The sequence below is a fragment of the Haloplanus salinarum genome (assembly GCF_009762275.1).
Classification (GTDB): Archaea; Halobacteriota; Halobacteria; order Halobacteriales; family Haloferacaceae; genus Haloplanus; species Haloplanus salinarum.
The window spans coordinates 2,297,521-2,320,600 of record NZ_CP034345.1 but is presented as its reverse complement, the minus strand read 5'-3'; the positions used below and the strand labels follow the sequence as shown (position 1 = coordinate 2,320,600).

Genomic DNA, 23,080 nt, shown 5'->3' with positions numbered 1-23,080 from the left:
GGGCGGGCCGAAAAGCGCCGCGGTTCGATCGGAGTGGTGTCCGACGCCAGTCCGCCGGTCGTCCGACCGACCGAACCCCTTTAGACGGCGAGGCCCGAGGATTCGCGTCGTGAGCGAGGTGGAGGACTGGCGGGCGGCGCTCGCGTCGGCGGGAGAGCTATCCGGGCCCATCGTCGACGCCATCCTCTCGGCCCACGGCGACCGGGGCCAGCGGGCCATCGAGGCCGTCTCGGAGGAGCGCGTCAAGCAGTACCGGGATTTCACGGTCGTCGTCGGCCACGACGACGAGTACATCGTCGAGGACGGCGGCTGTACCTGCAAGGACGCCGAGTACAACCTCGACACCGACGATCCGAGCCAGCGGTGCTGGCACGCGCTGGCCGTCGAGGTGGCCGAGCGTGTCGACGCCGTCGACCACCACGACATGTGGTACTCCGAGGTTCGGGAGTTCCTGTAGTCGGCGAGCCGAGAGGAAGAACTTTCACCCGGCCACACCCACCTCCGTCATGCTCGATTACGTCGACCTGGAGACCGACCTCGATCAGGAGGAGCGACTGATCCGGGACACCGCCCGCGAGTTCGTCGACGAGGAGGTCCGCCCCGACATCGGCGAACACTTCCTCGACGGAACGTTCCCGACCGATCTCATCCCGGAGATGGGCGAACTGGGGTTTTACGCGCCGAACCTCGACGGCTACGGCCTGCCGAACGTGAGCGAGCGGGCCTACGGACTCCTGATGCAGGAACTCGAGGCCGGTGACTCGGGCGTCCGCTCGATGGCGAGTGTCCAGGGGGCGCTGGTGATGTACCCCATCCACGCCTTCGGGACGGCCGACCAGAAGGAGCGGTGGCTCCCCGCTCTGGGGCGGGGCGAGGCGGTGGGCTGTTTCGGCCTGACCGAACCCGAACACGGCTCGGACCCGTCGTCGATGGCGACGACCGCCGAGCGCGACGGCGACGGCTACCGGCTCTCGGGGTCGAAGACCTGGATCACGAACGCGCCCATCGCGGACGTGGCGGTGGTCTGGGCGCGGGACCGCTCCGCCGAGGGGAGCCCGGTCCGGGGCTTTCTCGTCGAGACGGACCGCGACGGCGTGACCACCCAGCCGATCCACGAGAAACTCTCCCTGCGGGCGTCGATCACCGGCGAGATCAGCCTCTCGAACGCGTGGGTCCCCGAGGCGGACGTCCTCGACGTCGAGGGGATGAAAGGACCGCTCTCCTGTCTCACCCAGGCCCGGTACGGCATCGCGTGGGGGGCGGTCGGCGCCGCCCGGGACTGCTTCGAGACGGCCCGGGAGTACGCCACCGAGCGCGAACAGTTCGGCAGACCGATCGGCGCCTTCCAGCTCCAACAGGAGAAACTCGCCGAGACGGCGACCCGGATCACGACCGCCCAACTGCTGGCCCACCGGCTCGCGGACCTGAAAGAGCGGGGTGACCTCCGGCCCCAGCAGGTGTCGATGGCCAAACGAAACAACGTCCGGATGGCCCGCGAGGAGTCCCGGCGCGCCCGCGAGATGCTCGGCGGCAACGGCATCACCGCCGACTACCCGCCGATGCGGCACCTCGCGAACATGGAGACGGTGTACACCTACGAGGGCACCCACGACATCCACTCGCTGATCCTCGGCGAGGACCTGACGGGGCTGTCCGCGTTCGAGTGACGGACGGTCGTGTGTGGTGTATGCCCATCACCCACGTTTCCAAGGGCACCCTGGCCGTACGACCGAGGTGAACGGCCATGTGTCCCGCCACGTGCCACGGTCCCGACGGCCTCGACCTCTCCCGGGAGGAGGCGTGGGTCCTCCACGTCGCGATCCTGGCTCACGTCGAGCGACGGGTCGAGGCCGGCCGATCGCCCGACCGGGGGGTCGCGCTCCTGGATCGGGTCGAGGCGTGCGAACCACTCGATACGGGCGATCGCTCCCTCGTCCGCGGCGCGCTCACGACGTATCTGACCGACGCGCCGGAACGCGACCGCGAGCCGGCGCGGTCGATCCTGTCGACCCTCGACGCTCAGCCCTCGTCGAGCCAGTAGTCGACGTCGTCGTCGCGGCGGTAGTAGCCTTCGACCGTTCGCGGGTCGTCGCCGCCGGGGGGCGACCCCGCGTAGACGCCGATCTTTCCCGAGTCGGGGTAGACCGTCACGTCCGGATCGTTCATCGTCGAGACGGCCAGATACCGCAGGGGGTCGTCCCCGTCGTTGACGACGCGGTGAGCGCCGTCGGAACCGACCGGGAAGGCGACGTAGTCGCCCGATCGGAGCGACTCGACGCCGTCGGCGGTTCGGAGCTGTCCCGCTCCCGCGAGGACGTAGACGGCCTCCTCGTTGCCGGTATGAAAGTGGAAGGGCCAGGACTTCTCCCCGGGCGGTAGTTCGTAGAGCGAGCAGCCGAGTCGGTCGCCGCCGGCGGCGGTAGCGAGTCGCTTCCGCCGGAACCCCGTCTCGCCGCGGTCGACCGTCTCCCAGTCGAGGTCGGCTTCGTTGACGCGCATGGCGGCGGTTCGGGCGCCGCCGTCAAATGTCGAGGGGTGCGACGGCGGCGCACCGAGCGCCGCACGCGGCCGCGGAGCCGGGGGGTCCGCAAAAAATATATAATCTATAGAGTGCTACAAATGACAAAGTATGTCACAGTTGGGGATGTCCCGGTGGGACGAACGCCACGCGGCGCTGTCGGCGTGCGTGGGCGCGTACTTCGCGGTGCGGCTCGCCCAACTGCTCGTCAGTCCCCTCGTGCCGTCGCTCCGGGCGACGTTCGGCGTCTCCCGCGGGACCGTCGGGGTGATCCTCACCGGGATGTGGCTGGTGTACGCCTGTTCGCAGGTGCCGAGCGGCGCCGCGGCCGACCGCTACGGGCCGCGCCGGGTCGTCCTCGCGGCGTTGGGGTGTACGACCGCCGCCGCGCTGGCGCTCGCGGCCGCGCCGTCGGTCCTCGCGTTCGGCGCCTTCGCGCTCGCCCTCGGCATGGGTGCGGGGCTCTACTACACGCCGGCGACGGCGTTGCTCTCGGCGCGGTTCGACGACGTGGGTCGTGTCATCGGCGTCCACCGGATGGGGAGTCAGGCTGCGGGCCTGGTCGCACCGGTGCTGGCGGCGCTTCTCGGCGCGCGTTTCGGCTGGCGGGCCGCCGTCGGGAGCGGTGCGCTCGTGGCCGCGGGGTGTCTCGCCGCCGTGGTCCTGCGTGGGTCGGCGTCGTCGCCGTCGCGCGCCACGGCGACGGACGGCGGCACGACGGTCGGCCCGCGCGCGCTGCTCGGCGTCCTCGCCAGACCGTCCGTCGCGTTCGCCGCCGGACTGGCCGCGGTAGGGGAGTTCGCCGCGCTGGCAACGCTCTCCTTTCTGCCGACGTTCCTCGCCGAGCACCACGGGGTGTCGACGTCGGTGGCGGGCGCCCTCTTCGGGGGGTATTTCCTCGTCGTGGCGTCGCTCCAGCCCGTGAGCGGGTGGCTCTCCGACCGCCTCGGCCGCGACGCCGTCACCGGGGTGCTGTTCGCCGGCGGCGCCGTCGGCTACGCGGCGCTCGCCGTCGGGGAGGGACTCGCCGTCGCCGGCCCGGCCGTGGTACTCGTCGGTGCCGCGATGGCGTGGGGGCCGCCCGTCCAGTCGCGAGCGGTCGACGCCCTCGCCGACGCCGAACGCGGCGTCGGGTTCGGCGCGGTCCGGACGGGCTACATCCTCGTCGGCGCCCTCGGCCCGGCGGCGGTCGGGGGGCTCGCCGACGCCGCCGGCTGGGCCGTGGGTGTCGGCCTCCTCGCCGGGGTGCTCGGGTGTGCGACCGTCGCCCTCGCACTCGCCCACCTCGTCGGTCACGAGCGCCGACCGCCCGGGTCGTCGACGTTCGGCCTGTTCGTCGCCTCGGACGGGGACGGGACGTGAGGCCCGTCACGCGACGGCCCACGCCAGCAACGCCACGCCGACGAGCGTCGCCGGGGCGTCGCGCCACGTCGGCGAGAGCGCGGGGAGGGTCGGGTTCCACGCGAAACAGCGGGCTTGGAGGGCGAGCGCGAACCGGTCGGCACGGCGGAACACCCGCCGGAGGCCCGTGACGCCGATCAGCCGGATCCGCTCGCGGAGGGAGCGCTCGGAGCCGAGGCGGGCGTGCATCGCCGCCCGGACGGTCGCGAGGTCGTCGCGGAGGACGGGGAGAAAACGGAGGACGAACCCGACGCCCGCACCGAGGATGACGCCGACCCGTCCGGGCAGCAGCCACTGGATGGCGACCCGCGACTCGCGGACGCGGGTGGTGCGGATGTAGGCCGTGGAGACGAGCAGGAGGAGGAGGACCCGGTAGCTCGCCAGCGCGGGCGTGACGGCGTCGGCGACGACGAACCACGGGGCGCCGAGGGTCGCCGCCTCGACCAGCGGCCCGGCGACGAGAAAGGGCAGGAACGCGCGGTAGGAACGGAGGCTGGCGGCGACCGGCGTCGCGGCCAGTCGGCAGACACCGCCGACGAAGGCCGTCAGCGCGACCAGTCCCGCGGGCGTCGTGTGGGCGAACGCCGCGACGGCGACGGCCGCCTGGACGAACAGCTTGGTCCGGGGGTCGAGGCGGTGGACGTAGGTGTCGCCCGCGAGGTATCGGAGGTTCATGGGGGGCGGACGCCACGCTCGGCGAGCGCCGCGGGCGAGGGATCGGCGTCGTCGAGGGCGACCGCCCCGTCCGCGAGGACGACGATCCGGTCGGCGAGCGCCGCCACGTCCCGCAGGTCGTGGGTGACGACCACGACCCCCACCCCCTCGTCACGGAGCGCCCGCAGTCGGTCCAGAACCGACCGCCGGGCGGCCCAATCCAGGCCGGTGAACGGTTCGTCGAGGACGAGGTGGTCGGGATCCATCGCCAGCGCGCCCGCGATGGCGACCCGCTCCCGCTCGCCGCCGGAGAGTTCGTCGATGCGCTCCTCGCCCCGGCCGGCCATGCGGACGGCGTCGAGGGCGTCGGCCACGCGGCGGTCGATGTCCGCACGCTCGAGCCCCAGGTTCTCGGGGCCGAAGGCCACGTCCGAGCCGACGGTGGCGGCGACGAAGCCGTCGCGGGGGTCCTGAAACACCATGCCGACGGCGGAGCGGGCGGCGACCGGGTCGTCGTCGACGGGGCGGCCGTTCACCGACACGGTCCCGCGGTCCGGTGTGAGCAGGCCGTTGAAGCCGCGGACGAGCGTGGTCTTGCCGGAGCCGTTGGCGCCCGCGAGGACGAGGAACTCCCCGTCCCCGACGGCGAGGGAGACGTCGTCGACGGCGAGGACGTCCTCGCCGTACCGGTAGGTGTACCCCTCGACGGTGATCGTCATCGGGCGACGAGGGCGTCGCTGCGGACGATGGCGACCGTCGCGGCGACCTTCAGGCCGGCCACGGGCAGGAAGGGGACCACGACGGCCGACACGGCGGCGACGAGGCCGATAGCCTGGACGAGGGCGTAGCCGACGGCGCCGGCGGCGTAGACGACGGCCGTCCCCGCGACCAGCGCGAGGACGAGTCGCGGCACGGGGATAGCGTCGGGCGCGGTGAGGCCGTCGAGCCCGTGGGCGACGGCGCCGACGGTCATCGCGGCGAGCGGGAAGCCGATCAGGAAGCCGCCGGTCGGGCCGAGGACGACTCCCAGACCGGCGTTGCCGCCGGCGAAGACGGGGAGGCCGATCAGCCCCGCGAGCAGGTAGAGCGTGAAGGCCACGCCCGCCCACAGGGGGCCGAGGACGACCCCCGCGAGGTACACCCACAGCGTCTGGAGCGTGATCGGGACGTTCGGCGCGAGCGGGTGGACCATGTCCACGGGCGCCGTCGCGCTCGTCGCGGCGGCGAACAGCACCGCGCGGGCCACGTTGCCGGTGGCCTCCTCGCCGACCAGTTCGACCGAGTCCGTTGCGGTCGTCATACCGGCCCGACGCTCGTAAACCACTTAGTACGTAGTGGTTGACGAGACGGGTCGCCGACGGGTTTTTACCGCCGAGCGGGTTTCGTGTCAGTATGGACGACAAGACCGCGGAGCTACGGGACGTCTTCCTCGATGCGACGGGGACGGAGACGGTCACGGAGCGCCAGTCGGCGGCCCGCGGTTCGCTCGTCGACGCCGTCGACCCCGAGCGGGTGACCGCGCGCCTGCGGGAGTTGCTCGAGACGATGCGCGAGCGGTACGACTTCGAGACCGGCCTGGAGACGGAGGCGTACCTCCACCTCGTCGACGGCTTCCACGCGGGGGCGACCGACGCGGACCTCGCGGAACGGCTCGGAACCGACGTCGGGACGGTCGTCCGGGCGCGACTCGACTGTCACCTCGTCCGGGCGGACGACCGTGATCACCCCGCCTTCGCGGCGATCCGTGAGCGGATCGTCGACGGGGCGGACGACGAAGCCGTCGCCACGGACCTCGACTGCGACCCCGAGGCGGTCGCGCACGTCCGTCGCGTCGTGGCGGCGGACCGCGAGGCCACCCGCGCCAACGAGCGGTTCCGCGACGCCTTCGCCGACCTCCTGACGGACGCGGACCTCTCCGGGCGCCTGGCGCGTGACTCCCGCGAGGACGGCCTCCGCGAGGCGACCGAGGACATCGAGACGGACGTGTCGCTCTGACTCCTTGCGAAGACTCTTAGGCGATCCGGAACCAGTGAGTGTCAATGGCGCAGTCGTCGCAAAACCAGGAGTTGATCGACCGGTTCGTCAGGTTCTACCGGAACTACTACCGCGACGAGATCAGCCGCCTCGCCCAGCGCTACCCCAACGAACAGCGGTCCCTCCACGTCGACTACGACGACCTCTACACCTTCGATCAGGACCTCGCGGACGACTTCCTCTCCCAGCCGGAACAGATCGGCGAGTTCGCCGAGGAGGCCCTCCGGGTGTACGACCTGCCCGCGGACGTATCGCTCGGACAGGCCCACGTCCGCCTGCGGAACCTCCCCGACACGGTCGACATCCGCTCGATCCGCGTCCACGACAACCACGTCGGACGCCTGATCGCCGTCTCGGGCATCATCCGCAAGGCCACCGACGTCCGCCCGAAGATCACCGAGGCCGCCTTCGAGTGCCAGCGCTGTGGCACGATGACGTACATCCCCCAGTCCGACGGCGGCTTCCAGGAACCCCACGAGTGCCAGGGCTGTGAGCGACAGGGCCCCTTCCGCGTCAACTACGACCAGTCGGAGTTCGTCGACTCCCAGAAGCTCCGGGTCCAGGAGTCACCCGAGGGCCTGCGCGGCGGGGAGACCCCCCAGAGCATCGACATCGACATCGAGGACGACATCACCGGCGAGGTGACCGCGGGGGACCACGTCACCGTCACCGGCGTCCTCCACATCGACCAGGTGACGGAGGGCAACGAGAAGTCACAGCTGTTCGACCTCTACATGGACGGGGTCAGCGTCGAGATCGAGGACGAACAGTTCGAGGACATGGAGATCAGCGAGGCGGACAAGCGAAACATCGTCGAACTGTCGAACCACCCCGACATCTACGAGGAGATGGTCGCCTCCGTCGCGCCCTCCATCTACGGCTACGACGAGGAGAAACTCGCGATGATCCTCCAGTTGTTCTCGGGCGTGACGAAGGAACTCCCCGACGGCTCGCGGATTCGGGGGGACCTGCATATGCTGTTGATCGGGGACCCCGGGACGGGGAAGTGCCTCGATGGAGAGACCCTGGTGACGCTGGCTGACGGTCGTGAGGTGCCGATTCGAGCCCTCGTCGAACGGAATCTCGACGATCCGACGGCCGTGGACGACGGCGTCTACGACGAGACGGACATCGATGTGGCCTCGGTCACGAAGGACGGGACGGTCACGACACGGCGAGCGACGAGAGTGTGGAAACGGGAGGCACCCGAGCGCCTATATCGGATCCGGACGACGAGCGGTCGGGAAATCGAAGCGACGCCGTCGCATCCGCTGTTCGTACAGGACACTGGGCACCTCGAAGCGACCAGAGCCGACGAACTCACCGTCGGCGACCGTGTCGCAGCACCGCGAAAACTCGACCTCAAGAGCAACGACACGCTCGATATCGGGTATCGGGAATCAAAAGCCCCGAACGCCGTCCGTCTCGACCTGCCGGATCGGTGGACACCCCGTCTTGCACGCCTCGTTGGATTCATCATTGCCGAAGGACACGCGGTCCGCCACGACGACAACACCGCAGACGTTCGGATCACCAACCAAGACGACGAGATTCTGTCCGACGTCAGTCGGGCTCTGGACGACCTCGGACTGACGTACACCATCGATGAACCGCGGCCGGGTACCTCTGCAAGCAGAGTTCGATGTACGGCCAGCGAGTTCGTCAGTTTTCTCGAAGGCCTCGAGCCGGCGATCCTAGAAGGATCCGGGGAGCAGCGAGTCCCGGAGGCCGTGCGTACTGCGAGCGAAACGACCAAGCGGGAGTTCCTCCGCGCGTACGTCGACGGCGAAGGACACGTCTCGACGAAACAGCGTGAACTCACCGTCGCGTCTATGAGTCCTGAACTGTTGGAGGGGATTCGATCACTCCTGTTGGAGTTCGAGGTCCAATCGACGCTTGAACAGCGTTCCAACGGCAGCTATCGTCTCCGAATCAGCGGTAACAGTTTCGAGAGATACGTTCGCCGAATCGGCTTCGTCACCGATCGTAAGACGGTAGCAGCGGAGGCGTTCGAGTCGGTCCGCAGTAACACGAACGTCGATACTGTCCCCGACATCGGCGACGACCTCCGGCGGATCCGCGAACGGCTTCACCTCTCGCAGTTCGACTGTGGCGTCCCGCGAACGACGTACCAACACTACGAACGCGGCGACCGGAATCCGAGCAGAGGGAGCCTCGAAACGATCGTCGAGGCGTTTCGGGAACGTCTCGACTGGCTCCGAGCGCAACGAGAGCAGTTGCAGGACGGGAACTGGGAGGCCGTCGAAACGGTTCGAGACGATCTGAACCTCTCCCAGACGGAACTCGCTTCTGGGATGGACATCTCCCAGACCGCGGTGAGCTATTACGAACGGACTGACGCCGTACCTGATGGTGGAAGCGTCACCAGTGCAAAGAGTGTGCTACTCGACAGCATCGACGAAGCGCTCGACGTCTCGGAGACCGTCGAGAAGCTAGCGGCGTGCTGTACTAACGACGTGATCTGGGAGCGGATCGAGTCAATCGAAGCCGTCGAACCGGACGACGACTGGGTGTACGACCTCGAAGTCGTCGGCACACACACGTACCTCGCCAACGGGCTCGTCTCACACAACTCGCAGTTGCTCTCGTACATCCGCAACATCGCCCCCCGCTCCGTCTACACCTCGGGGAAGGGCTCCAGTTCCGCGGGGCTCACGGCCGCCGCCGTTCGCGACGACTTCGGCGAGGGGCAACAGTGGAGCCTCGAAGCGGGCGCCCTGGTGTTGGCCGACCAGGGCATCGCCGCGGTCGACGAACTCGACAAGATGCGACCGGAGGATCGGTCGGCCATGCACCAGGCGCTCGAGCAGCAGGAGATTTCGATTTCCAAGGCCGGCATCAACGCCACCCTCAAGTCCCGCTGTTCGCTCCTCGGCGCCGCGAACCCCAAGTACGGCCGGTTCGACCAGTACGAACCCATCGGCGAACAGATCGACCTCGAACCCGCCCTGATCTCGCGGTTCGACCTCATCTTCACCGTCACCGACCAGCCCGACCCGGAGGAGGACGCCGCCCTCGCGGAGCACATCCTGCGGACGAACTACGCGGGCGAGTTGAACACCCAGCGGACGGAGGTGGCGAACGCCAACCACAGCCAGGAGGAGGTCGAATCGGTGACTGACACGGTCGATCCGGCCATCGACCCCGAACTGCTGCGGAAGTACATCGCGTACGCCAAACGAACCTGCTATCCGACGATGGACGACGAGGCGAAGTCGGCCATCCGCGATTTCTACGTCGACCTCCGGGCGAAGGGCGCCGACGAGGACGCTCCGGTGCCGGTCACCGCCCGCAAGCTGGAGGCGCTGGTGCGGCTGGCGGAGGCGAGCGCGCGCGTCCGGCTCTCGGATACCGTCGAGCGCAAGGACGCCGAGCGCGTGATCGACATCGTCCGCTCCTGTCTGCAGGACATCGGGGTCGACCCCGAGACGGGCGAGTTCGACGCCGACGTCATCGAGACGGGAACCTCCAAGAGCCAGCGCGACCGCATTAAGAGCATCAAGGACGTCATCGAGACGGTCGACGCCGAGTACGAGGGCGAGGCCGGCGCGCCGCTCGACGCCATCGTCGAGCGCGCACAGGCCGAGGGCATCGAGGAGGAGAAGGTGATGGATCAGATCGAGCAGCTGCGCCGGAAAGGCGACGTGTACAGTCCGAAGACGGACCAGTACAAGGTGGTCTGATGGACCGCATCTCCGCGATCAGGAACGTCGAGGAGGCGCTCCGGGCGTTCGAGGCGGGGGAGGCGGACCTCGCGGCGACCGAGGAGCGCGTGCTCGCCGCGCTCCGGACGTACGCGACGGAGTTCGAGGACGGGAGCGGTCTCGGCGCGTACGTGGGCCGCGGGGCGGAGGCCGTCGAGGACGTGGTGGTGATCGCGTCGTCGCCGGCCGAGGCGCGTGATCGGATCGCCGACCACGCCCCGGCGGCGCCGTCGTCGTTCGACGTCGAACGCCTGGACTGATACGGATTATTGTAACTGTTTACCGGTGGTTCGCCAGAGTGGTCCGGCGAACCACCGGTAACGACTTACAATAAACAGTATGACTGCCGGTACCGTCAGGATTAGGTGATCGGTCGCGACACGGGACGGCAACGGTGCTACTCGTCGTCACGTACTCGCGGGACGCACGCACCACGCTCCGGAACGTCTGTCGCAGCCACGAGGGGACGGTGGTCCGACGGTTCGGGCGGGCAGCGCTGCTGGAGGAGACCGAGCTGGGAGCGTTTCTCGCCTTGCGGCTCCGGGCGAAACACGGCGACGACACGCAGATCGAACGCACGCACCCGTTCAACGAGTTCCAGGCGGTCCCCGATCCGGTGCGGACCGCCGCCACGGCCTACGAGGATCGCGAGACGCCGAGCACGCCGTACGCCAAGTTCGCGGCGGGGACCGAGCATCCCGATCCGGAGGCGATGCGCGATGCCGACCTGTAGGCGGGGGCGAACCGAAGGGGAACGACACGGATGCGGGTGAGGATCGACGGGGACGTCCACGAGGGGCGTGCGATCGACCTCCGCGGTGTCGACACGGCGGCGCTCGTCCGGGCGATCCGCGGTGCGGAGGCGCCGATCCGGGTCGAGTGCCCCACGCCGGGAGCCGTCCACGAACACGTCGCCCGGCTCCCGCCGTCGGCGTTCGACCGGCGGGCGGCGCTCGCCGACGCGGCACGGGCGCGGGGTCACGAGGCCGAGACGGCGGCCGAACTCGAGACGGCGCGGCGGGAACTGGCCGCAGCGTCGCCGCCGACGGTCAACGTCCGGGAGGCGCGTCGGCGTGTCGCGGCGGCGGGCGCCGAGGAGGAGCGCCTCCGGGAGCGCGTCGCCGAACTCCGGGGGCGGATGCAGGCGCGGCGCGAGACGGGCGCCGGCACGACGGCGGTCGAAGCGCAGTTGGAGGCGGCGACGAGCGACCTCGCGGAGGCCGAAACCGAGCGAATCGCGGCCGAACAGGCGCTCGACCGCGCGGAACGGGCGGCACGGGAGGCCCGCGACCGGCGCGAGAAGCGCCTCGAACTCGAGGATCGGGTGGCGAACCTCGAACGGCGGGTCCGCGAGGAACTGGCGGCCGCGGTGTGGGGGGCGTTCCGGTCGGCCGTCGAGGCGGTCCCAGGGAGCGCGACGGTCGGCGAGTCGCCCGGGGACTACGACGGCGACGCGACGACCGCCGCGCTCGGTGTGGCCCGCCTCGCCCCCCTCGACGCGCCGGTCGTCGTCGAGAGTCTCGACCGCGTTGCGGGGGCTGCGGCGGCGGCGACGACCCTCGACGCGCCGGTGATTTATGTTCGGTGACGCGGCCAGTCCGGGTCATGGAGTCCGACTGGACGCTCACGCGGCTCGACGGCCGCGACGACGTCGCCCTCGTGACGGTCGAACTGCACAACCCGTCGCCGGTCGACCGCCGGGTCAGGGTGACGAACCGGCTGTCCGGCCCGCTCCTGCCCCCGCGCCGCGCCGGCGTGCCGGAACGAGGATGGGACGCCGACGGGTTCACGGGCGTCGTTCCCGCCGGCGACCGCCTCGCGCTCGGGTACGCCTGCCCGGCGCCCGACGAACGCCCGCCGGTCGAGATCAGCGACGAGGGGCGGGCAACGGCCGAGGAATCGGGGGCGACGGTCGCGGCGGCGATCCGTGGGTTGGCCGAGGCGCGCCCGCCGGCCGACGCGCTGCCGGACGGGCCGGCAACGAGCGAGGCGGACGGGACGGACACGGGGGACCGGAACGGCGGGTCGGAGGAGCGGACCTGCGAACCGCCGTCACCGAACGGGGACCCGCCGGCGACCGAGTGCGAACCGCCGTCACCGAACGGTGGGTCGCCGACGGTGGCGCCGCCGGCGGTCGAGTCGTGGCTGGCGGCGGCCGAACGGCGGATCGAACGCGGCGAGCGACTGACGGACGCGTCGGCCGAGACGGTCGCGTCCGCGCTCGACGGCGGCGACGTCGCCGACCTCGGCGACCGGATCGCGGCCGACGCCGAACGGCTCCGGGCCGTCGCGGAGCGAGCGGAGGGACTCGCGGAGCGGGCGGGAGCGGTCGACGTGCCCCACGCGGCCCTCCGGAGGCTCGCGTGATCGTCGCCGTCGCCGGCGGGAAAGGTGGCGTGGGGAAGACGACTGTCGCGTACAACCTGGGGGCGGCACTCGACGCCGTTGTCGTCGACGCCGACCTGGGGATGGCCGACCTCCCCCGCGGTCGGGGGCCGGACCTCCACGACGTCCTCGCGGGGCGGGCGGCCCCGACGGAGGCCGTCCGCCACGGACGGGTGTCGTTGTTGCCCTGTGGTCGCTCGCTCGCCGGCGCCCGCGCGGCGGACGTCCGCGAACTCGCTGACGCGCTCCGGACGGTGGCGTCACGAGCCGGCGACGTGATCGTCGACTGCCCGGCCGGCCTCCGTGCCGACGTGGGGGTCCCCCTCGCCGTCGCCGACGCCTGCGTCCTCGTGGCGTCGCCCCGACGGTTCGCGTTAGCCGACGTGGTCCGAACGCGGGAGTTGGCGCGGGAACTCGACGCGGGGCTGGTCGGCGTCGTGCTCAACCGGACGACCGGCGACGACGACCCGCCGGTGGACGCGCTCCGGCGGACGCTCGGGGCGCCAGTCTCGGCGGTGCCGGCCGACCCGCGCGTCGGTCGGTCCGTCGACGACGAGCGGCCGATGGTGTCGGCAGCGCCGGATTCGAACGCCGCCGCGGCGTTTCGCTCGCTCGGCGACGCGGTTCGGACCTGCGAGCGGGAGCGTGGCGGTCACTCCGTCAGCAGCGCGTAGGTGTTGCGGACGGTCACGGGGGTGACGCCGGCCACGTCGGCGGCATCCTGCTGGGTGAGCGACGCGCCGGCCTCGCGGGCGGCCGTGTAGAGACAGGCCGCGGCGACGCCGCTCGGGTTGCGGCCCGCGATGTCGCCCGACTCGCGGAGGCGCCGCGCGTGGGCCTCGGCGTTCCGGCGGACCGCTTCGCTCACGTCGAGTTCGCTGGCGTAGCGGGGGATGTACTCGACCGGGTGGATCGGACCGGTGGCGATATCGAGTTCGCGGTTCAGCGCCCGGTAGGCCGCGCGGTGTTCCGTCTCGCTGGCCTTGGCGGCGTCGACCACCTCGTCGACGGTCCGGGAGACGGAGCAGATCCGACAGGTGGCGTACACCGTCGCGGAGGCAAAGCCCTCCAGCGACCGGCCACGGAGCAGGTCCGCTTCCTGAGCCGACCGGAACAGCGAACACGCCGACTCGCGGACGTGCCGCGGGAGCGATAGTGCCCCGACCAGCCGCCTGATCTCCGTGAACGCGTAGACTTGGTTGCGCTCGCGTTTCGTCGATATCTGGGCCCGGTTGTGCTGGGTCCGCATCCGCGACAGCCGACGCCGCTTCCGCCCCTTGATCCGGGTCGACCGACCGATGTCGGTCGAGAGACCGCGGTCGTGTCGCGACTGGGTGAGCGGCGCGCCGGTCCGCTCGGGCGACGTCTCGTCGTCGGCGAAGGAGCGCCACTCGGGCCCGTGGTCGATCCGGTACTCGTCGACGACGAGCCCACACTGCCCGCAGACCGTCTCGGTCCCCTGGGTGTTCAGTCGCCCGCTGCACTCCGGACACTCCGTCCGTGCCTGGCTCATCACAGTCGAAAGTTGGTCCCGATGGAGTATTTAAACGGGGGCGCGAGCCGGGAAATTCGAGGGGTTCGCCGGCGAGAAGCGTACCGGTCACCGGTACGTTCTACCGTCGGCTCCGCGGATCGGCGGTAGGTTTTACAACCGAAGCGAGGCCACTGTGCGGCGATGGGACTGTCCGACATCGCCGCGGGGATCGAGGTACACGAGCGGCAACGGGAACGTGGGGTCCCGACGGTGGACGCGACGGGTGGCGACCTGGTCGCCCGCCTGGACGGCCACGCGGAGGCGTTGCCGTGCACGCCCGAGGCGGCGGCGACGGTGCTGGAGACGTACGCGGGGGGGACGAGCGTCGGTGACTGCGCCCGGGAGGCGGGGCTGGCACCGATGACGGCCGCCAAACTGCTCCACCGCTGTGGCGTCACGGGGCTGTCGCCGCTCGGTCCGACGGGACGTCGGATCGTCCGGGACTGGCTGGCGGGCGACCTCCCCCGGACGGAGGCGACCGAACTCGCGGGCGCCGACGAGGCGGACTTCGCGCTGGCGGCGTACGTCGAGACGCACGACCCGGTTCCCGACCTGGCGGACGCCGTCGAGGGCGTCTTGGAACCCGACGCGACGGCGACGGTCGACAAGCGGGACGCGCTGGCGGAGACGATGAGTTCCGTCGGCGACCTGCGGTAGCTACCGCGGGACGAAGTCGCCGACCGAGTCGAGAAGCCCGGTTCCGTCCTCGATCGAGGGGTCGGCGTCGAAGACGACGTCGGCCACCTCGGCGACGGCCGTCGCGACCGTCCCCTCGTCAAGACAAGTCGGCGCGGCCGTCACCGCCGCCGTCGTCTCGGGCAGGGCAGCGTCGGCGACCGACAGGTCGCCACGGGTCGCGACGACGGCGTCGGCACTCGCTCCGATGTCCTCGATTCGGCCACGGAGTCGCTGGACGGCGTCGCGTCCTCGCGTCGTCGCCGGCGCGACGACGACGGTTCGATCGGCGGCGTTCACCGCCGCGACCGACTGGTTCGCCGCCACGGGCGGCGTGTCGACGACCACGTGGTCGAACGCGTCGGCCGCGGCGGCGATGCGCGACTCGAAGCGCCGGGCCGCGTCGGCGGATTTCGCCCGGGCCAGGCGCTCGAACGGTGCCGCGGCGGGACAACAGGCCAACCGTCCGCCGTCGGCGTCGAGCGGCAGGTCGACCAGCCCCGCTTCGAGCGGCGCCTCCCGTCGGTCGGTGAGCAGCGCCGTCAGGTCCGGGTCGAGTCGCCCGGAGAGGTAGTCGGACAGCCCCTGTGTGGCGAAGGCGGCGTCGAGGACCGCGACCGACCGGCCGTCGGCCGCGAGGAGCGCCCCGAGTTCGACCGTCAGTCGCGTGGTCCCCGCCCCGCCCGTCGCCCCGACCAGCGCCGCCACCGTGCCGGCCTCACCGTCGCTCATACCACCGCATGCGGCGGCTTCCGATTAAAATGGTCGGACGGCGATCGGTGACGACCGGGCGTTCGTCGGCGTGGACGCCGACGAAGTGAGCGCGTTCGCGCGACAGGCGGGACAAGAGCCTTGTCGCCGACGGACCGAGGGCGAACATGGTCCCCACGGGAAACGACTCGACGGTCACGTGGGCGGCGCTCCCCGACCGGGAATCGGACCGGCTCCGACTGCTCCTCTTTCACCTCGGGGCCGGCGTCGCCGCCGTCGTCGGCCTCCTACTCGTGGCGGTGCTCGTCGCGCTCGCCGTCCAGGGTGGCCTCGGGGGCGACACCGGGACCGTCCTCCTCGTCGTCGTACTCCTGCTGGTCGGGGGGCCGATGTCGCTGTGGTACTTCCGTCTCGCGTCGACGTACGGCACCGACCACGAACTCGGCGCGATCCTGCCGAACGCGGGGTGGCTCCGTCGTCGCTACCTGCCGGTGGCCGCCGTCGGCGGACCCCTCCTCCTCCTGCCGTTGGCGCTCCGACCGGGGCTCCTGCTCGCCTACCCGCTCGCGTTCGTCGCCGCCAGGTGGGTCGTCGACCTGCGGTACACGGTCGGCAGCCTCGATCCGAAGACCGGACGGCTCCGGCGAGCGGTCGGCGCGGCCGCCGTCGAGTACGCCGAGGCCGAGCGACTCGATCCGGACGAACGGCTGGTGGGGACCCACGACCTCTCGCCGCTCCGCCGTGTCCATCGACTCCACGTCGGCGAGTACGCGGTGTTCGTCCTCCGGTATCGACGCCGGGGCTGGTGGGGTCGGCCGGTCCTCCTCGTCGTCCCCGCGGACGCGGCCGAACGGGTCGGCGCCGCCCTCGAACGGATCGTCCGGACGAGCGACTGGGGGGCGGGCGATGGCCTCGACCGTTCGGTCCGAATCGCGCTGGGGGCCCTCGGAGCAATCTTCCTGTGTGCGACCGGAATCTTCGCCGTCTTCGCCGCCGAGCGGTTGGCGGTCGTCGCGTACGCGGTGGCGACGCTGGGGCTGTTCGGCGCGGGGATGTTGGTCGCGGCGATCCGGGGATGACCGCCGGTGTCGAACCCGTTATCCCGGTCGGGGCCGAAGGCCGGCCGATGCTCGAACCCGGCGATCCGGCGCCCGACGTCTCGGCGCGCAACCAGGACGGCGAGTCGGTGACACCCGACTTCGGGGAGCCGACGGTCGTCTTCTTCTACCCCGAGGACTTCACGAAGGGCTGTACGGCCGAGGCCGCGGAGTTCCAGGCGGCGCTCCCGGAGTTCCGCGAACTCGGCGTCGCCGTCTACGGCGTCTCGATGGACGACGCCGAGCGCCACGCGGAGTTCGCGGACGCGGAGGGACTGCGCTTCGACCTGCTCGCCGACCCGGACGGGACCGTCGCCGAGGCGTTCGGCGTCTCGACGGAGCACGGATACGCCGACCGCCGCACCGTCCTCCTCGCCGACGGCGAGGTGCTCGCGACCTACGCCCCCGAGCCGGCCGGCCACGCCGCGGACGTCCTCGACGACGTCCGCGGGAAGTTCGTCGTCGAAGGGTAATCACCACGCCGCCTCGAGGACCGACCGGATCTCCGCGGGCGTGGGATCGATTCCGTCCGGCGCGACTTCCAATAGCCCGTCGTCGTTGATCTCGGCCGCGATGCCGGACAGATCGTCGTGCGTGAGACCGTCGATCGCGCGGAGTTCGGCAGGGAGCCCCAGGTCGGCGGCGACGTCCGCGACGGCGTCGACGACCGCTTCGGCGGGATCGGCCGCGTCGTCGACGCCGAGCGCCCCGGCCAGCAGGTCGCGGCGACCGTGGACCCGGTCGAAGACGTAGCGGAGGACGTGCGGCGCGAGGACGCCGTGGACGACGCCCTGGTGGGCGTCGTAGTCGTGGGAGAAGCCGTGGCCGAAGGCGTGGATGATCGACGCCCGGTAGGTGCCGGGCGTGGAGATGCCGTACTGGGCGAGGACGACCCCACAGACGGCGTCGTAGAGGCGGTCGGCGTCCATCGACTCGCTGGGGAGGGTCGGGAACCCCGCGGACATGAGCGCCAGCGCACGGGTCGCGGTGGCGTCGGTGACGGGCGTGGCGTACGGCGAGTAGAGGCATTCGACGGCCTTGTCGAACCCGTTCATCGCGGAGGCGGTGAGGACGGATTTCGGCGTCGTCTCGAACAGCGCGAGGTCGTAACAGAGCGCGGTCGGCATGAGTCGCGCGTCGCTCAGGGAGCCGTTGGGAATCTCGTGGGCGGGCGTGCCGGCGGGGTCGTGCGAGAGTCCCACGCCGGCGATCACCGAGAGGTCGGCGCCGGCGAGGGTCGTCGGCACCGCGACGACGGGCAGGGGATCGGCGTCGACGGGAACCGTTCCCGTCTCGACGGCCCGCTCGGCGGCGGCCGCGGGGTCGTCGTGGCTCGCCAGCGCGGCGACCACCTTGGCCACGTCGAGGCTGCTCCCGCTCCCGACGGCGACGAGGGCGTCGACCCCCTCGCGCCGGGCGCGGCGGGCGCCCGAAAGCCCCGTCAGCAGGTGTTTCTCGGGGGTCGTCTCGTCGAAGACGCCGGCCAGGCGGTCGCCGAGACCGGCCGCGACCGGATCCATCACGGCGGGGGTCGCGCCCACGTTCGATCCGGTGACGACGAGGGCGGATTCGAGGCCCCGGGCGGCCAGGACCTCGCCGAGGTCGGCGACCCGACCGCGGCCACAGCGGAGTTCGCCGGGGTCGTAGTCGAAGGTGAACGCCCGGTCGGACGGAGCGGTGGACATACGTCCCGGTACGGTCGGCCCGGTGTTAAGCGCGGGCACCGCGGCATGTCGGCGCCGTCCGGCGCGTCCTGAGACGGGGCACCAACCTATATGCATCGGACGCCGAAACGGGCGAAATTGCATGCCCTCCAGACAGCGTCGGCTCCTCCTGGGAGCCATCGGTACGGCGATCGGTGGCAGTATCGCCGGCTGTCTCGGCGGTCCGTCCGCGGGCGGGTCGACGGACACCGGGACCGACGACGAACCGCTCTCCCTCCCTTCGGCAGTCACGCGCGGCGAACTGCCGGACGGCGAGGTTCGGCTGAAGGAGTCGGGAACGGTCAGCCTGCTGAACTTCTTCACGACGTGGTGCAAGCCGTGTCAGCGCGAGATGTCCGAGTTCCGGAAGCTCCGCGCGGCGTACGAGCCCGACCAACTGCATATGGTTTCGATCACGCCGGAGGTCGACGAGACGCTCGTCGAGGAGTTCTGGGCGGAGTACGAGGGGACGTGGCCCGTCGTCATCGACGGCGCGCTCGAAGCCACCGAGCGGTGGAACGCCAACGCGTACCCCACGAACCTCCTGTTCGACGCGGACGGGAAACCGGCGAGCGGCGACGACCCGGAGGTGCGGGCGCGCACGTTCGCGGAGTTCGACGGCCTCGTCGGGCCGCTAGTGGAGGAGTCCTGAATGCTCGGGGACGTGTCGGCGGCCCCGTTCGGGTTGGCGTTCTCCGCGGGAGCGGTGACGTTTTTCGCCCCCTGTGCCTTTCCCCTCCTGCCCGGCTACCTCTCGTATTTCCTGGGCGATACCGCGTCGCGGGCGGGCGCCGACGCGGCGTCGGGCGCGCTCGTCGGTCGGGTGCGTCGGCCACTCGTCCGGGCAGGGCTGATAAGCGTCGTCGTGAGCCTCGGCATCACGCTCGTCTACGTCGGGCTGGCCGGAACAACGGCCGCGCTCGGAGCGCGGGCACTCGCGGACATCGCGGTGCTCGAAGCCGTCGTCGGCGGCCTGTTTCTGATCGCCGGTGTCGCGATGGCCGTCGGCTGGCGGGGTCGCTCGCCCGTCCACGTCCGACTTCCGGAGCGGCGACGGTCGGTGGTCGGCTTTTTCGTCTTCGGCGTCCTGTACGCCGGGGCCGCCGCGGGCTGTACGGCGCCGCTGTTCGTCGCCGTCGTCGCGAAGGGACTGGCGTCGGCGCCGGCGGTCGGCGTCGGCATCGCCGTCGCGTACGCCCTCGGGATGAGCGCCGTGTTGACGGCGGTGACCGGACTCTCCGCGCTCGGCGGCACGTCGGTCGTGTCGGTCCTGCGCGAGCACACCGAGCGCATCTACCGCGTCTCGGGGGCCCTGCTCGCGGCGTCGGGGCTCGCGGAGATCTACTACTACTTCTACGGGTTCCCGGCGGTGATCCCGCGATGAGGGGGCCGGCCGTGCCGTTCGTCTGTCTGTTGGTGGTCGCCGCCGGCTGTGTCGCGCCGACGGGACAGTCGGGGCCGTCGCCGGGACTCTCGACCGACGACGTGACCGATACGAACGCGCTGATTCGGGCACACACGGACGCTCTCGACGACCAACCGTTCACCGTCCGATCGACCACGACGATGCGGCCACGGAGCGGGAACTACACCGCCGTCAGCAACCGGACGTGGCGCGTGGCTCCCGGCGATCCGATCCGTGGCACGGTGGTGAGTCGCCGGGACGCGGTGGGCGACCCACCGGAGCGCGTCGCCGCCGGCCCCGACAGCGTCGCCGCCTGGCGCGACGGGGCGACGACGTACCGACGCGTGCGCCGAAACGGGACGAGTACCTACGACCGGGTCCCCCTGTTCGACTCGCCGGTGAAACTGAACGCCGCGCTCCAGCGGACCCGCCTCTACCGGCTGAGCACCCGCCGGAACGCGACGGTCGAGCCGGTGTTACGGGACGGACGACGCCGCTACCGCGTGACCGCCGCGCTGAACGACACCGCCGTGGCCTCGAACGGGTCGCTGACGCTCCTGATCGATGCGGACGGCGTGGTCCGCAGGCTGGAGAGCGAACGGACCGTTCGGTACCGCGACGGGAAGCGCGACCTCTCGACGACCGTCCGCATCACCGGAGTCGGTACCACGACCGTGGAACACCCCGACTGGTACGGGGCAGCCACGGAGTCGGCGCGAAACGGCACCGCCGGCTGAGCGACGCCCGCCTCACTCCCCCTCGGCGCGCAGCCGCTCGACGATGGCGTCGGTGCGGTCCCGGTCGCCGAGGTCGGTCACCGTCGACCCCACGGCGACGGGACCGCCCTCGATCACGTCGGCACAGATCCCACCACGGCCGTCGCCGAGGGCTCTGGCGACGCCCGCCTCCTCGGCGAGTTCCTCGACGTGTGCGCAGGGCGGACGGGGACGGGTCCCGACGAGCGTCGCCTCGCCGAGTCGGAACCGGTGATCGAGGAGGTCGTGGACGTCGAGACCGGCGACGACGACGTTGCGCCGGTGGCGGCCGTCGGTCAGGTCGATACCCGCCTCGCGCTCGATTTCCGCGAGGGCCTCGTGGGCGACGAGCGTCACCTGACAGGTGTCGTAGGGGGAGTAGTACCCCTCGCCGGTGCAGTAGCGGTCGCCGCGCAGGCCGGCGTCGGCGACGGCCTCGACGCGGTCGACCGACGCCATGGGTTCGGAGCCTGCGGGCGCGACGAAGAGATCGGTGACGCGAGCCATACCCCATCTTGGCGGCCGTGACGCATAACCAGTGGGCTCATACTGTTTATTGTAAGTCATTACCGGTGGTTCGCCGAGACGGTCCGGCGAACCACCGGCAACCAGTTACAATAATCCGTATCAGAGCGTCCGCCCGACGAGGGTGACGAGCGGGACGAGGACGGCCAGGTACGCGGCCGCCGACACCGCCCACCCCCGTCGGATGGCGGGAACCCGACCGTCGGCGACCCGCGACCGGGGCAACACGACGACGGCGAAGAAGGCGACCATCAGGGCATAGAGCAGGCCGGCCGCGATCGCGGTGACGACGAGCGACGGGCCGAACAGGGCCGTGCCCGTCAGGGAGAGCCAGACGAAAAGCGGGCCGGTCAGGACGCCGGCGAGGTAGTGGACGACGGCGGCGAGACGGCCGGGGGCATCGTCCGGCGGTCGGCCGGTCAGGACGCCGGCCGCGACGAACGGCGGCGTCTCCCCCTCCGGAAGGCGGGCCATCACCACGTCCATCACGAGCGTCGCGACCACGGCGGCGGCGACGCCGACCGGGAACAGCAACGATACGGCGGGCGACGCCGACGGCAGTGTCGACATGCGGGCCGTACGGACGCGACCGACTTCGACCTGACGGTGGTCGGGTGACGGCTGCCCGCCGTTCACGAAGGTAATTTTTCCGATAGATAATGGGAAAGTACGCGGGATCGACCACGAACGAGCGCGAATGTCTCGGAAGTCGAAAACTAGCGTAAAGATCGTTATATAGGGATCTGTTCCGATTTTACGAATCCGTTGCCATCGTCGATGAGGGAATTATCCGGATCGATTACGACATATCATATTGCAGAAATTTTTATGGACATGTAGCTCATCGGACTAGTCGAGATGAGTGCCACCCACCTCGCCGCCGACGTGAACGAGCGCGACCGACCGAACATCGACGTGCCCGAGACGCTCCGATCCGCGGAATCGAAACTCGTCTACGTGTTCCTCGCTGCCACCGACGGGGCGACGGTCGAAGAACTGCACGAAGCCCTAGACCTCCGGAAGATCACGCTCTTTCCGGTGTTGGACACGCTGGCCGAGCGGGACGCGATCAACCGCGACGGCGCACGGTACGTCCCGGCGGCGTAACGGCGTCGGCGGGGCTCCCGGCGGACTCGGCGTCGGGGCGGTCGATCCGCTCGTGGTGGCGGATCGGTTACCGTGGCAGGAATCGACCGTGAGAATCGGTGCCCGTGGCCAGCGGGCAGGTGATGTGGCATATCGCGAAACCAGGGTGAACGCCCACCGGGAGCGGATGGGCGTGTCGGCCATGGACGAGCTGATGGGTAGCATTCCCAGTCCGATCACCCTGAAGACTGACCGGCTCGTGTGGCGTTGACGATGCGGCGAGACCAGATCGTCGAATCGGTCACCAATCGCCTCTATTTGTTCGTATGTTCGATCACCTCTCGCATCAGGGTGCACGCATCGTTAGTATAAATGCGTTTGTTTGCATTTCCTTTGACTCATTTATCTGTATAATGAGGGGCGGGACGTCGCCGGTCAGGCGGACTCGATGGCCGCGGCCACCTCGGCTCGTTCGTCGTCGTCCAGCTCCGGACGCTCGTCGATCAGGGCGTGGATCGGGCGGCCGCCGTCGTCGGCGAACCGCGGGACGATGTGGACGTGGACGTGGGGGACCTCCTGCCCGGCCAGTTCGCCGTTGTTGACGGCGACCGTCGTCGCCTCGGCGTCGACCGCCCGCTCCACGCGGCCGGTCAGGCCGTGGACCGCGGCGAAGACGTCGGTCGCGAGGTCCGCGGGGAGGTCGTCGAGGCGTTCGTGGTGTGCTTTGGGGATGACGAGCGTGTGCCCGCGGGCCAGCGGGTTGGCGTCGTGGAAGGCCACGACGGTGTCGTCCTCGTAGACGGTGTCGCTCGGAATCTCGCCGTCGACGATCGAACAGAAGATGCAGTCGGTCATGGGTGCGGATAGTGTGT

Annotated in this window: 28 protein-coding genes; 18 read left to right on the top strand and 10 right to left on the bottom strand. The window is 70.6% G+C overall.

The features are described from left to right. Positions 1-109 precede the first annotated feature (109 nt). From EI982_RS13240 to EI982_RS13230, 3 genes are all read left to right on the top strand, one after another. Positions 110-457 (top strand): hypothetical protein, encoded by a 348-nt coding sequence (locus EI982_RS13240; protein ID WP_157690153.1) that lies wholly within the window; start codon positions 110-112, stop codon positions 455-457. Positions 458-506: 49 nt separating this feature from the next. Then, positions 507-1,667 (top strand): acyl-CoA dehydrogenase family protein, encoded by a 1,161-nt coding sequence (locus EI982_RS13235; RefSeq protein ID WP_157690152.1) that lies wholly within the window; start codon positions 507-509, stop codon positions 1,665-1,667. Between the two features lie 77 nt (positions 1,668-1,744). Next, a complete protein-coding gene (locus EI982_RS13230) occupies positions 1,745-2,041 on the top strand; it encodes a DUF7853 family protein (protein ID WP_157690151.1) in 297 nt (98 codons plus the stop codon). On the opposite strand, the gene EI982_RS13225 is transcribed toward EI982_RS13230, so the two are convergent. After that, positions 2,020-2,499 (bottom strand): cupin domain-containing protein, encoded by a 480-nt coding sequence (locus EI982_RS13225; protein WP_157690150.1) that lies wholly within the window; start codon positions 2,497-2,499, stop codon positions 2,020-2,022. The two genes, EI982_RS13230 and EI982_RS13225, sit on opposite strands and share 22 nt — an antisense overlap. A 130-nt stretch (positions 2,500-2,629) precedes the next feature. Here EI982_RS13225 and EI982_RS13220 point away from each other — a divergent pair, with 130 nt between their 5' ends. Further along, entirely contained in the window at positions 2,630-3,880 is a 1,251-nt protein-coding gene (locus EI982_RS13220) for an MFS transporter (RefSeq protein ID WP_233255231.1), read from the top strand. 6 nt (positions 3,881-3,886) lie between these two features. Here EI982_RS13220 and EI982_RS13215 read toward each other — a convergent pair whose 3' ends face one another. Genes EI982_RS13215 through EI982_RS13205 form a run of 3 tightly spaced genes read right to left on the bottom strand, consistent with a single transcriptional unit; the run spans position 3,887 to position 5,873 of the window. Continuing rightward, on the bottom strand, positions 3,887-4,594 hold the full coding sequence (locus EI982_RS13215) for an energy-coupling factor transporter transmembrane component T family protein (protein WP_157690149.1): 708 nt from the start codon (positions 4,592-4,594) through the stop codon (positions 3,887-3,889). Then, positions 4,591-5,292 carry an energy-coupling factor ABC transporter ATP-binding protein gene (locus EI982_RS13210; RefSeq protein ID WP_157690148.1) on the bottom strand — a complete coding sequence of 234 codons (702 nt, stop codon included), beginning with the start codon at positions 5,290-5,292 and terminating at the stop codon, positions 4,591-4,593. Before EI982_RS13210 ends, EI982_RS13215 begins: the two co-directional genes overlap by 4 nt. After that, positions 5,289-5,873 (bottom strand): biotin transporter BioY, encoded by a 585-nt coding sequence (locus EI982_RS13205; protein ID WP_157690147.1) that lies wholly within the window; start codon positions 5,871-5,873, stop codon positions 5,289-5,291. The genes EI982_RS13210 and EI982_RS13205 overlap by 4 nt, the downstream gene beginning before the upstream one ends. 92 nt (positions 5,874-5,965) lie before the next feature. On the opposite strand from EI982_RS13205, the gene EI982_RS13200 reads away from it, so the two are divergent. The 7 genes from EI982_RS13200 to EI982_RS13170 all read left to right on the top strand — a co-directional run bounded on the left by EI982_RS13200 (position 5,966) and on the right by EI982_RS13170 (position 13,391). After that, on the top strand, positions 5,966-6,568 hold the full coding sequence (locus EI982_RS13200) for a conditioned medium-induced protein 4 (protein WP_157690146.1): 603 nt from the start codon (positions 5,966-5,968) through the stop codon (positions 6,566-6,568). A 44-nt stretch (positions 6,569-6,612) separates the two neighbouring features. Continuing rightward, positions 6,613-10,311, top strand: coding sequence for an LAGLIDADG family homing endonuclease (locus EI982_RS13195; protein WP_157690145.1), 3,699 nt, complete (start codon positions 6,613-6,615; stop codon positions 10,309-10,311). Further along, the gene (locus tag EI982_RS13190) at positions 10,311-10,592 is read left to right on the top strand and encodes a DUF7854 family protein (protein WP_157690144.1); all 282 of its coding nucleotides are present in this window, start codon (positions 10,311-10,313) and stop codon (positions 10,590-10,592) included. Before EI982_RS13195 ends, EI982_RS13190 begins: the two co-directional genes overlap by 1 nt. A gap of 134 nt (positions 10,593-10,726) precedes the next feature. Further along, positions 10,727-11,065 (top strand): DUF7855 family protein, encoded by a 339-nt coding sequence (locus EI982_RS13185; RefSeq protein WP_157690143.1) that lies wholly within the window; start codon positions 10,727-10,729, stop codon positions 11,063-11,065. 30 nt (positions 11,066-11,095) lie between these two features. After that, on the top strand, positions 11,096-11,920 hold the full coding sequence (locus tag EI982_RS13180) for a DUF7856 family protein (RefSeq protein ID WP_157690142.1): 825 nt from the start codon (positions 11,096-11,098) through the stop codon (positions 11,918-11,920). A 17-nt stretch (positions 11,921-11,937) separates the two neighbouring features. Beyond that, positions 11,938-12,699: a DUF7857 domain-containing protein gene (locus tag EI982_RS13175; RefSeq protein ID WP_157690141.1), complete on the top strand. Its 762-nt coding sequence runs from the start codon at positions 11,938-11,940 to the stop codon at positions 12,697-12,699. Next, the gene (locus tag EI982_RS13170) at positions 12,696-13,391 is read left to right on the top strand and encodes a nucleotide-binding protein (RefSeq protein ID WP_157690140.1); all 696 of its coding nucleotides are present in this window, start codon (positions 12,696-12,698) and stop codon (positions 13,389-13,391) included. The genes EI982_RS13175 and EI982_RS13170 overlap by 4 nt, the downstream gene beginning before the upstream one ends. Here EI982_RS13170 and EI982_RS13165 read toward each other — a convergent pair. Then, a complete protein-coding gene (locus tag EI982_RS13165; RefSeq protein WP_157690139.1) occupies positions 13,370-14,230 on the bottom strand; it encodes a transcription initiation factor IIB in 861 nt (286 codons plus the stop codon). The two genes, EI982_RS13170 and EI982_RS13165, sit on opposite strands and share 22 nt — an antisense overlap. 162 nt (positions 14,231-14,392) lie before the next feature. Between EI982_RS13165 and EI982_RS13160 the strand changes: the two genes are divergently transcribed. Continuing rightward, positions 14,393-14,908, top strand: coding sequence for a DUF7858 family protein (locus EI982_RS13160; RefSeq protein ID WP_157690138.1), 516 nt, complete (start codon positions 14,393-14,395; stop codon positions 14,906-14,908). Here the strand turns inward: EI982_RS13160 and EI982_RS13155 are convergent, their stop codons facing one another. Next, positions 14,909-15,658: a P-loop NTPase family protein gene (locus EI982_RS13155; protein WP_157690137.1), complete on the bottom strand. Its 750-nt coding sequence runs from the start codon at positions 15,656-15,658 to the stop codon at positions 14,909-14,911. A gap of 146 nt (positions 15,659-15,804) precedes the next feature. Here EI982_RS13155 and EI982_RS13150 point away from each other — a divergent pair, with 146 nt between their 5' ends. Together EI982_RS13150 and EI982_RS13145 are read left to right on the top strand one after the other, a co-directional pair. Continuing rightward, positions 15,805-16,716: a hypothetical protein gene (locus tag EI982_RS13150; protein ID WP_157690136.1), complete on the top strand. Its 912-nt coding sequence runs from the start codon at positions 15,805-15,807 to the stop codon at positions 16,714-16,716. A gap of 47 nt (positions 16,717-16,763) precedes the next feature. Continuing rightward, positions 16,764-17,207, top strand: a complete 444-nt coding sequence (locus EI982_RS13145; RefSeq protein WP_157690135.1) for a peroxiredoxin — start codon at positions 16,764-16,766, stop codon at positions 17,205-17,207. Here the strand turns inward: EI982_RS13145 and EI982_RS13140 are convergent, their stop codons facing one another. Continuing rightward, positions 17,208-18,419 carry an iron-containing alcohol dehydrogenase family protein gene (locus EI982_RS13140; RefSeq protein ID WP_157690134.1) on the bottom strand — a complete coding sequence of 404 codons (1,212 nt, stop codon included), beginning with the start codon at positions 18,417-18,419 and terminating at the stop codon, positions 17,208-17,210. Between the two features lie 121 nt (positions 18,420-18,540). Between EI982_RS13140 and EI982_RS13135 the strand changes: the two genes are divergently transcribed. From EI982_RS13135 to EI982_RS13125, 3 genes are read left to right on the top strand one after another with little or no spacing between them, the layout of a single operon-like run. Next, a complete protein-coding gene (locus EI982_RS13135; RefSeq protein ID WP_157690133.1) occupies positions 18,541-19,089 on the top strand; it encodes a TlpA family protein disulfide reductase in 549 nt (182 codons plus the stop codon). Continuing rightward, positions 19,090-19,821, top strand: a complete 732-nt coding sequence (locus tag EI982_RS13130; protein ID WP_157690132.1) for a cytochrome c biogenesis CcdA family protein — start codon at positions 19,090-19,092, stop codon at positions 19,819-19,821. Continuing rightward, a complete protein-coding gene (locus tag EI982_RS13125) occupies positions 19,818-20,579 on the top strand; it encodes a DUF7537 family lipoprotein (RefSeq protein ID WP_157690131.1) in 762 nt (253 codons plus the stop codon). Before EI982_RS13130 ends, EI982_RS13125 begins: the two co-directional genes overlap by 4 nt. Positions 20,580-20,591: 12 nt before the next feature. Here EI982_RS13125 and EI982_RS13120 read toward each other — a convergent pair whose 3' ends face one another. Both EI982_RS13120 and EI982_RS13115 read right to left on the bottom strand, forming a co-directional pair. Beyond that, positions 20,592-21,104 carry an MOSC domain-containing protein gene (locus EI982_RS13120; RefSeq protein ID WP_157690130.1) on the bottom strand — a complete coding sequence of 171 codons (513 nt, stop codon included), beginning with the start codon at positions 21,102-21,104 and terminating at the stop codon, positions 20,592-20,594. A 120-nt stretch (positions 21,105-21,224) separates the two neighbouring features. Further along, the gene (locus tag EI982_RS13115; RefSeq protein WP_157690129.1) at positions 21,225-21,692 is read right to left on the bottom strand and encodes a hypothetical protein; all 468 of its coding nucleotides are present in this window, start codon (positions 21,690-21,692) and stop codon (positions 21,225-21,227) included. A 288-nt stretch (positions 21,693-21,980) separates the two neighbouring features. Between EI982_RS13115 and EI982_RS13110 the strand changes: the two genes are divergently transcribed. Next, entirely contained in the window at positions 21,981-22,229 is a 249-nt protein-coding gene (locus EI982_RS13110) for a TrmB family transcriptional regulator (protein ID WP_157690128.1), read from the top strand. Positions 22,230-22,643: 414 nt separating this feature from the next. Here the strand turns inward: EI982_RS13110 and EI982_RS13105 are convergent, their stop codons facing one another. Continuing rightward, positions 22,644-23,063 (bottom strand): HIT family protein, encoded by a 420-nt coding sequence (locus tag EI982_RS13105; RefSeq protein ID WP_157690127.1) that lies wholly within the window; start codon positions 23,061-23,063, stop codon positions 22,644-22,646. Positions 23,064-23,080: the final 17 nt, after the last annotated feature.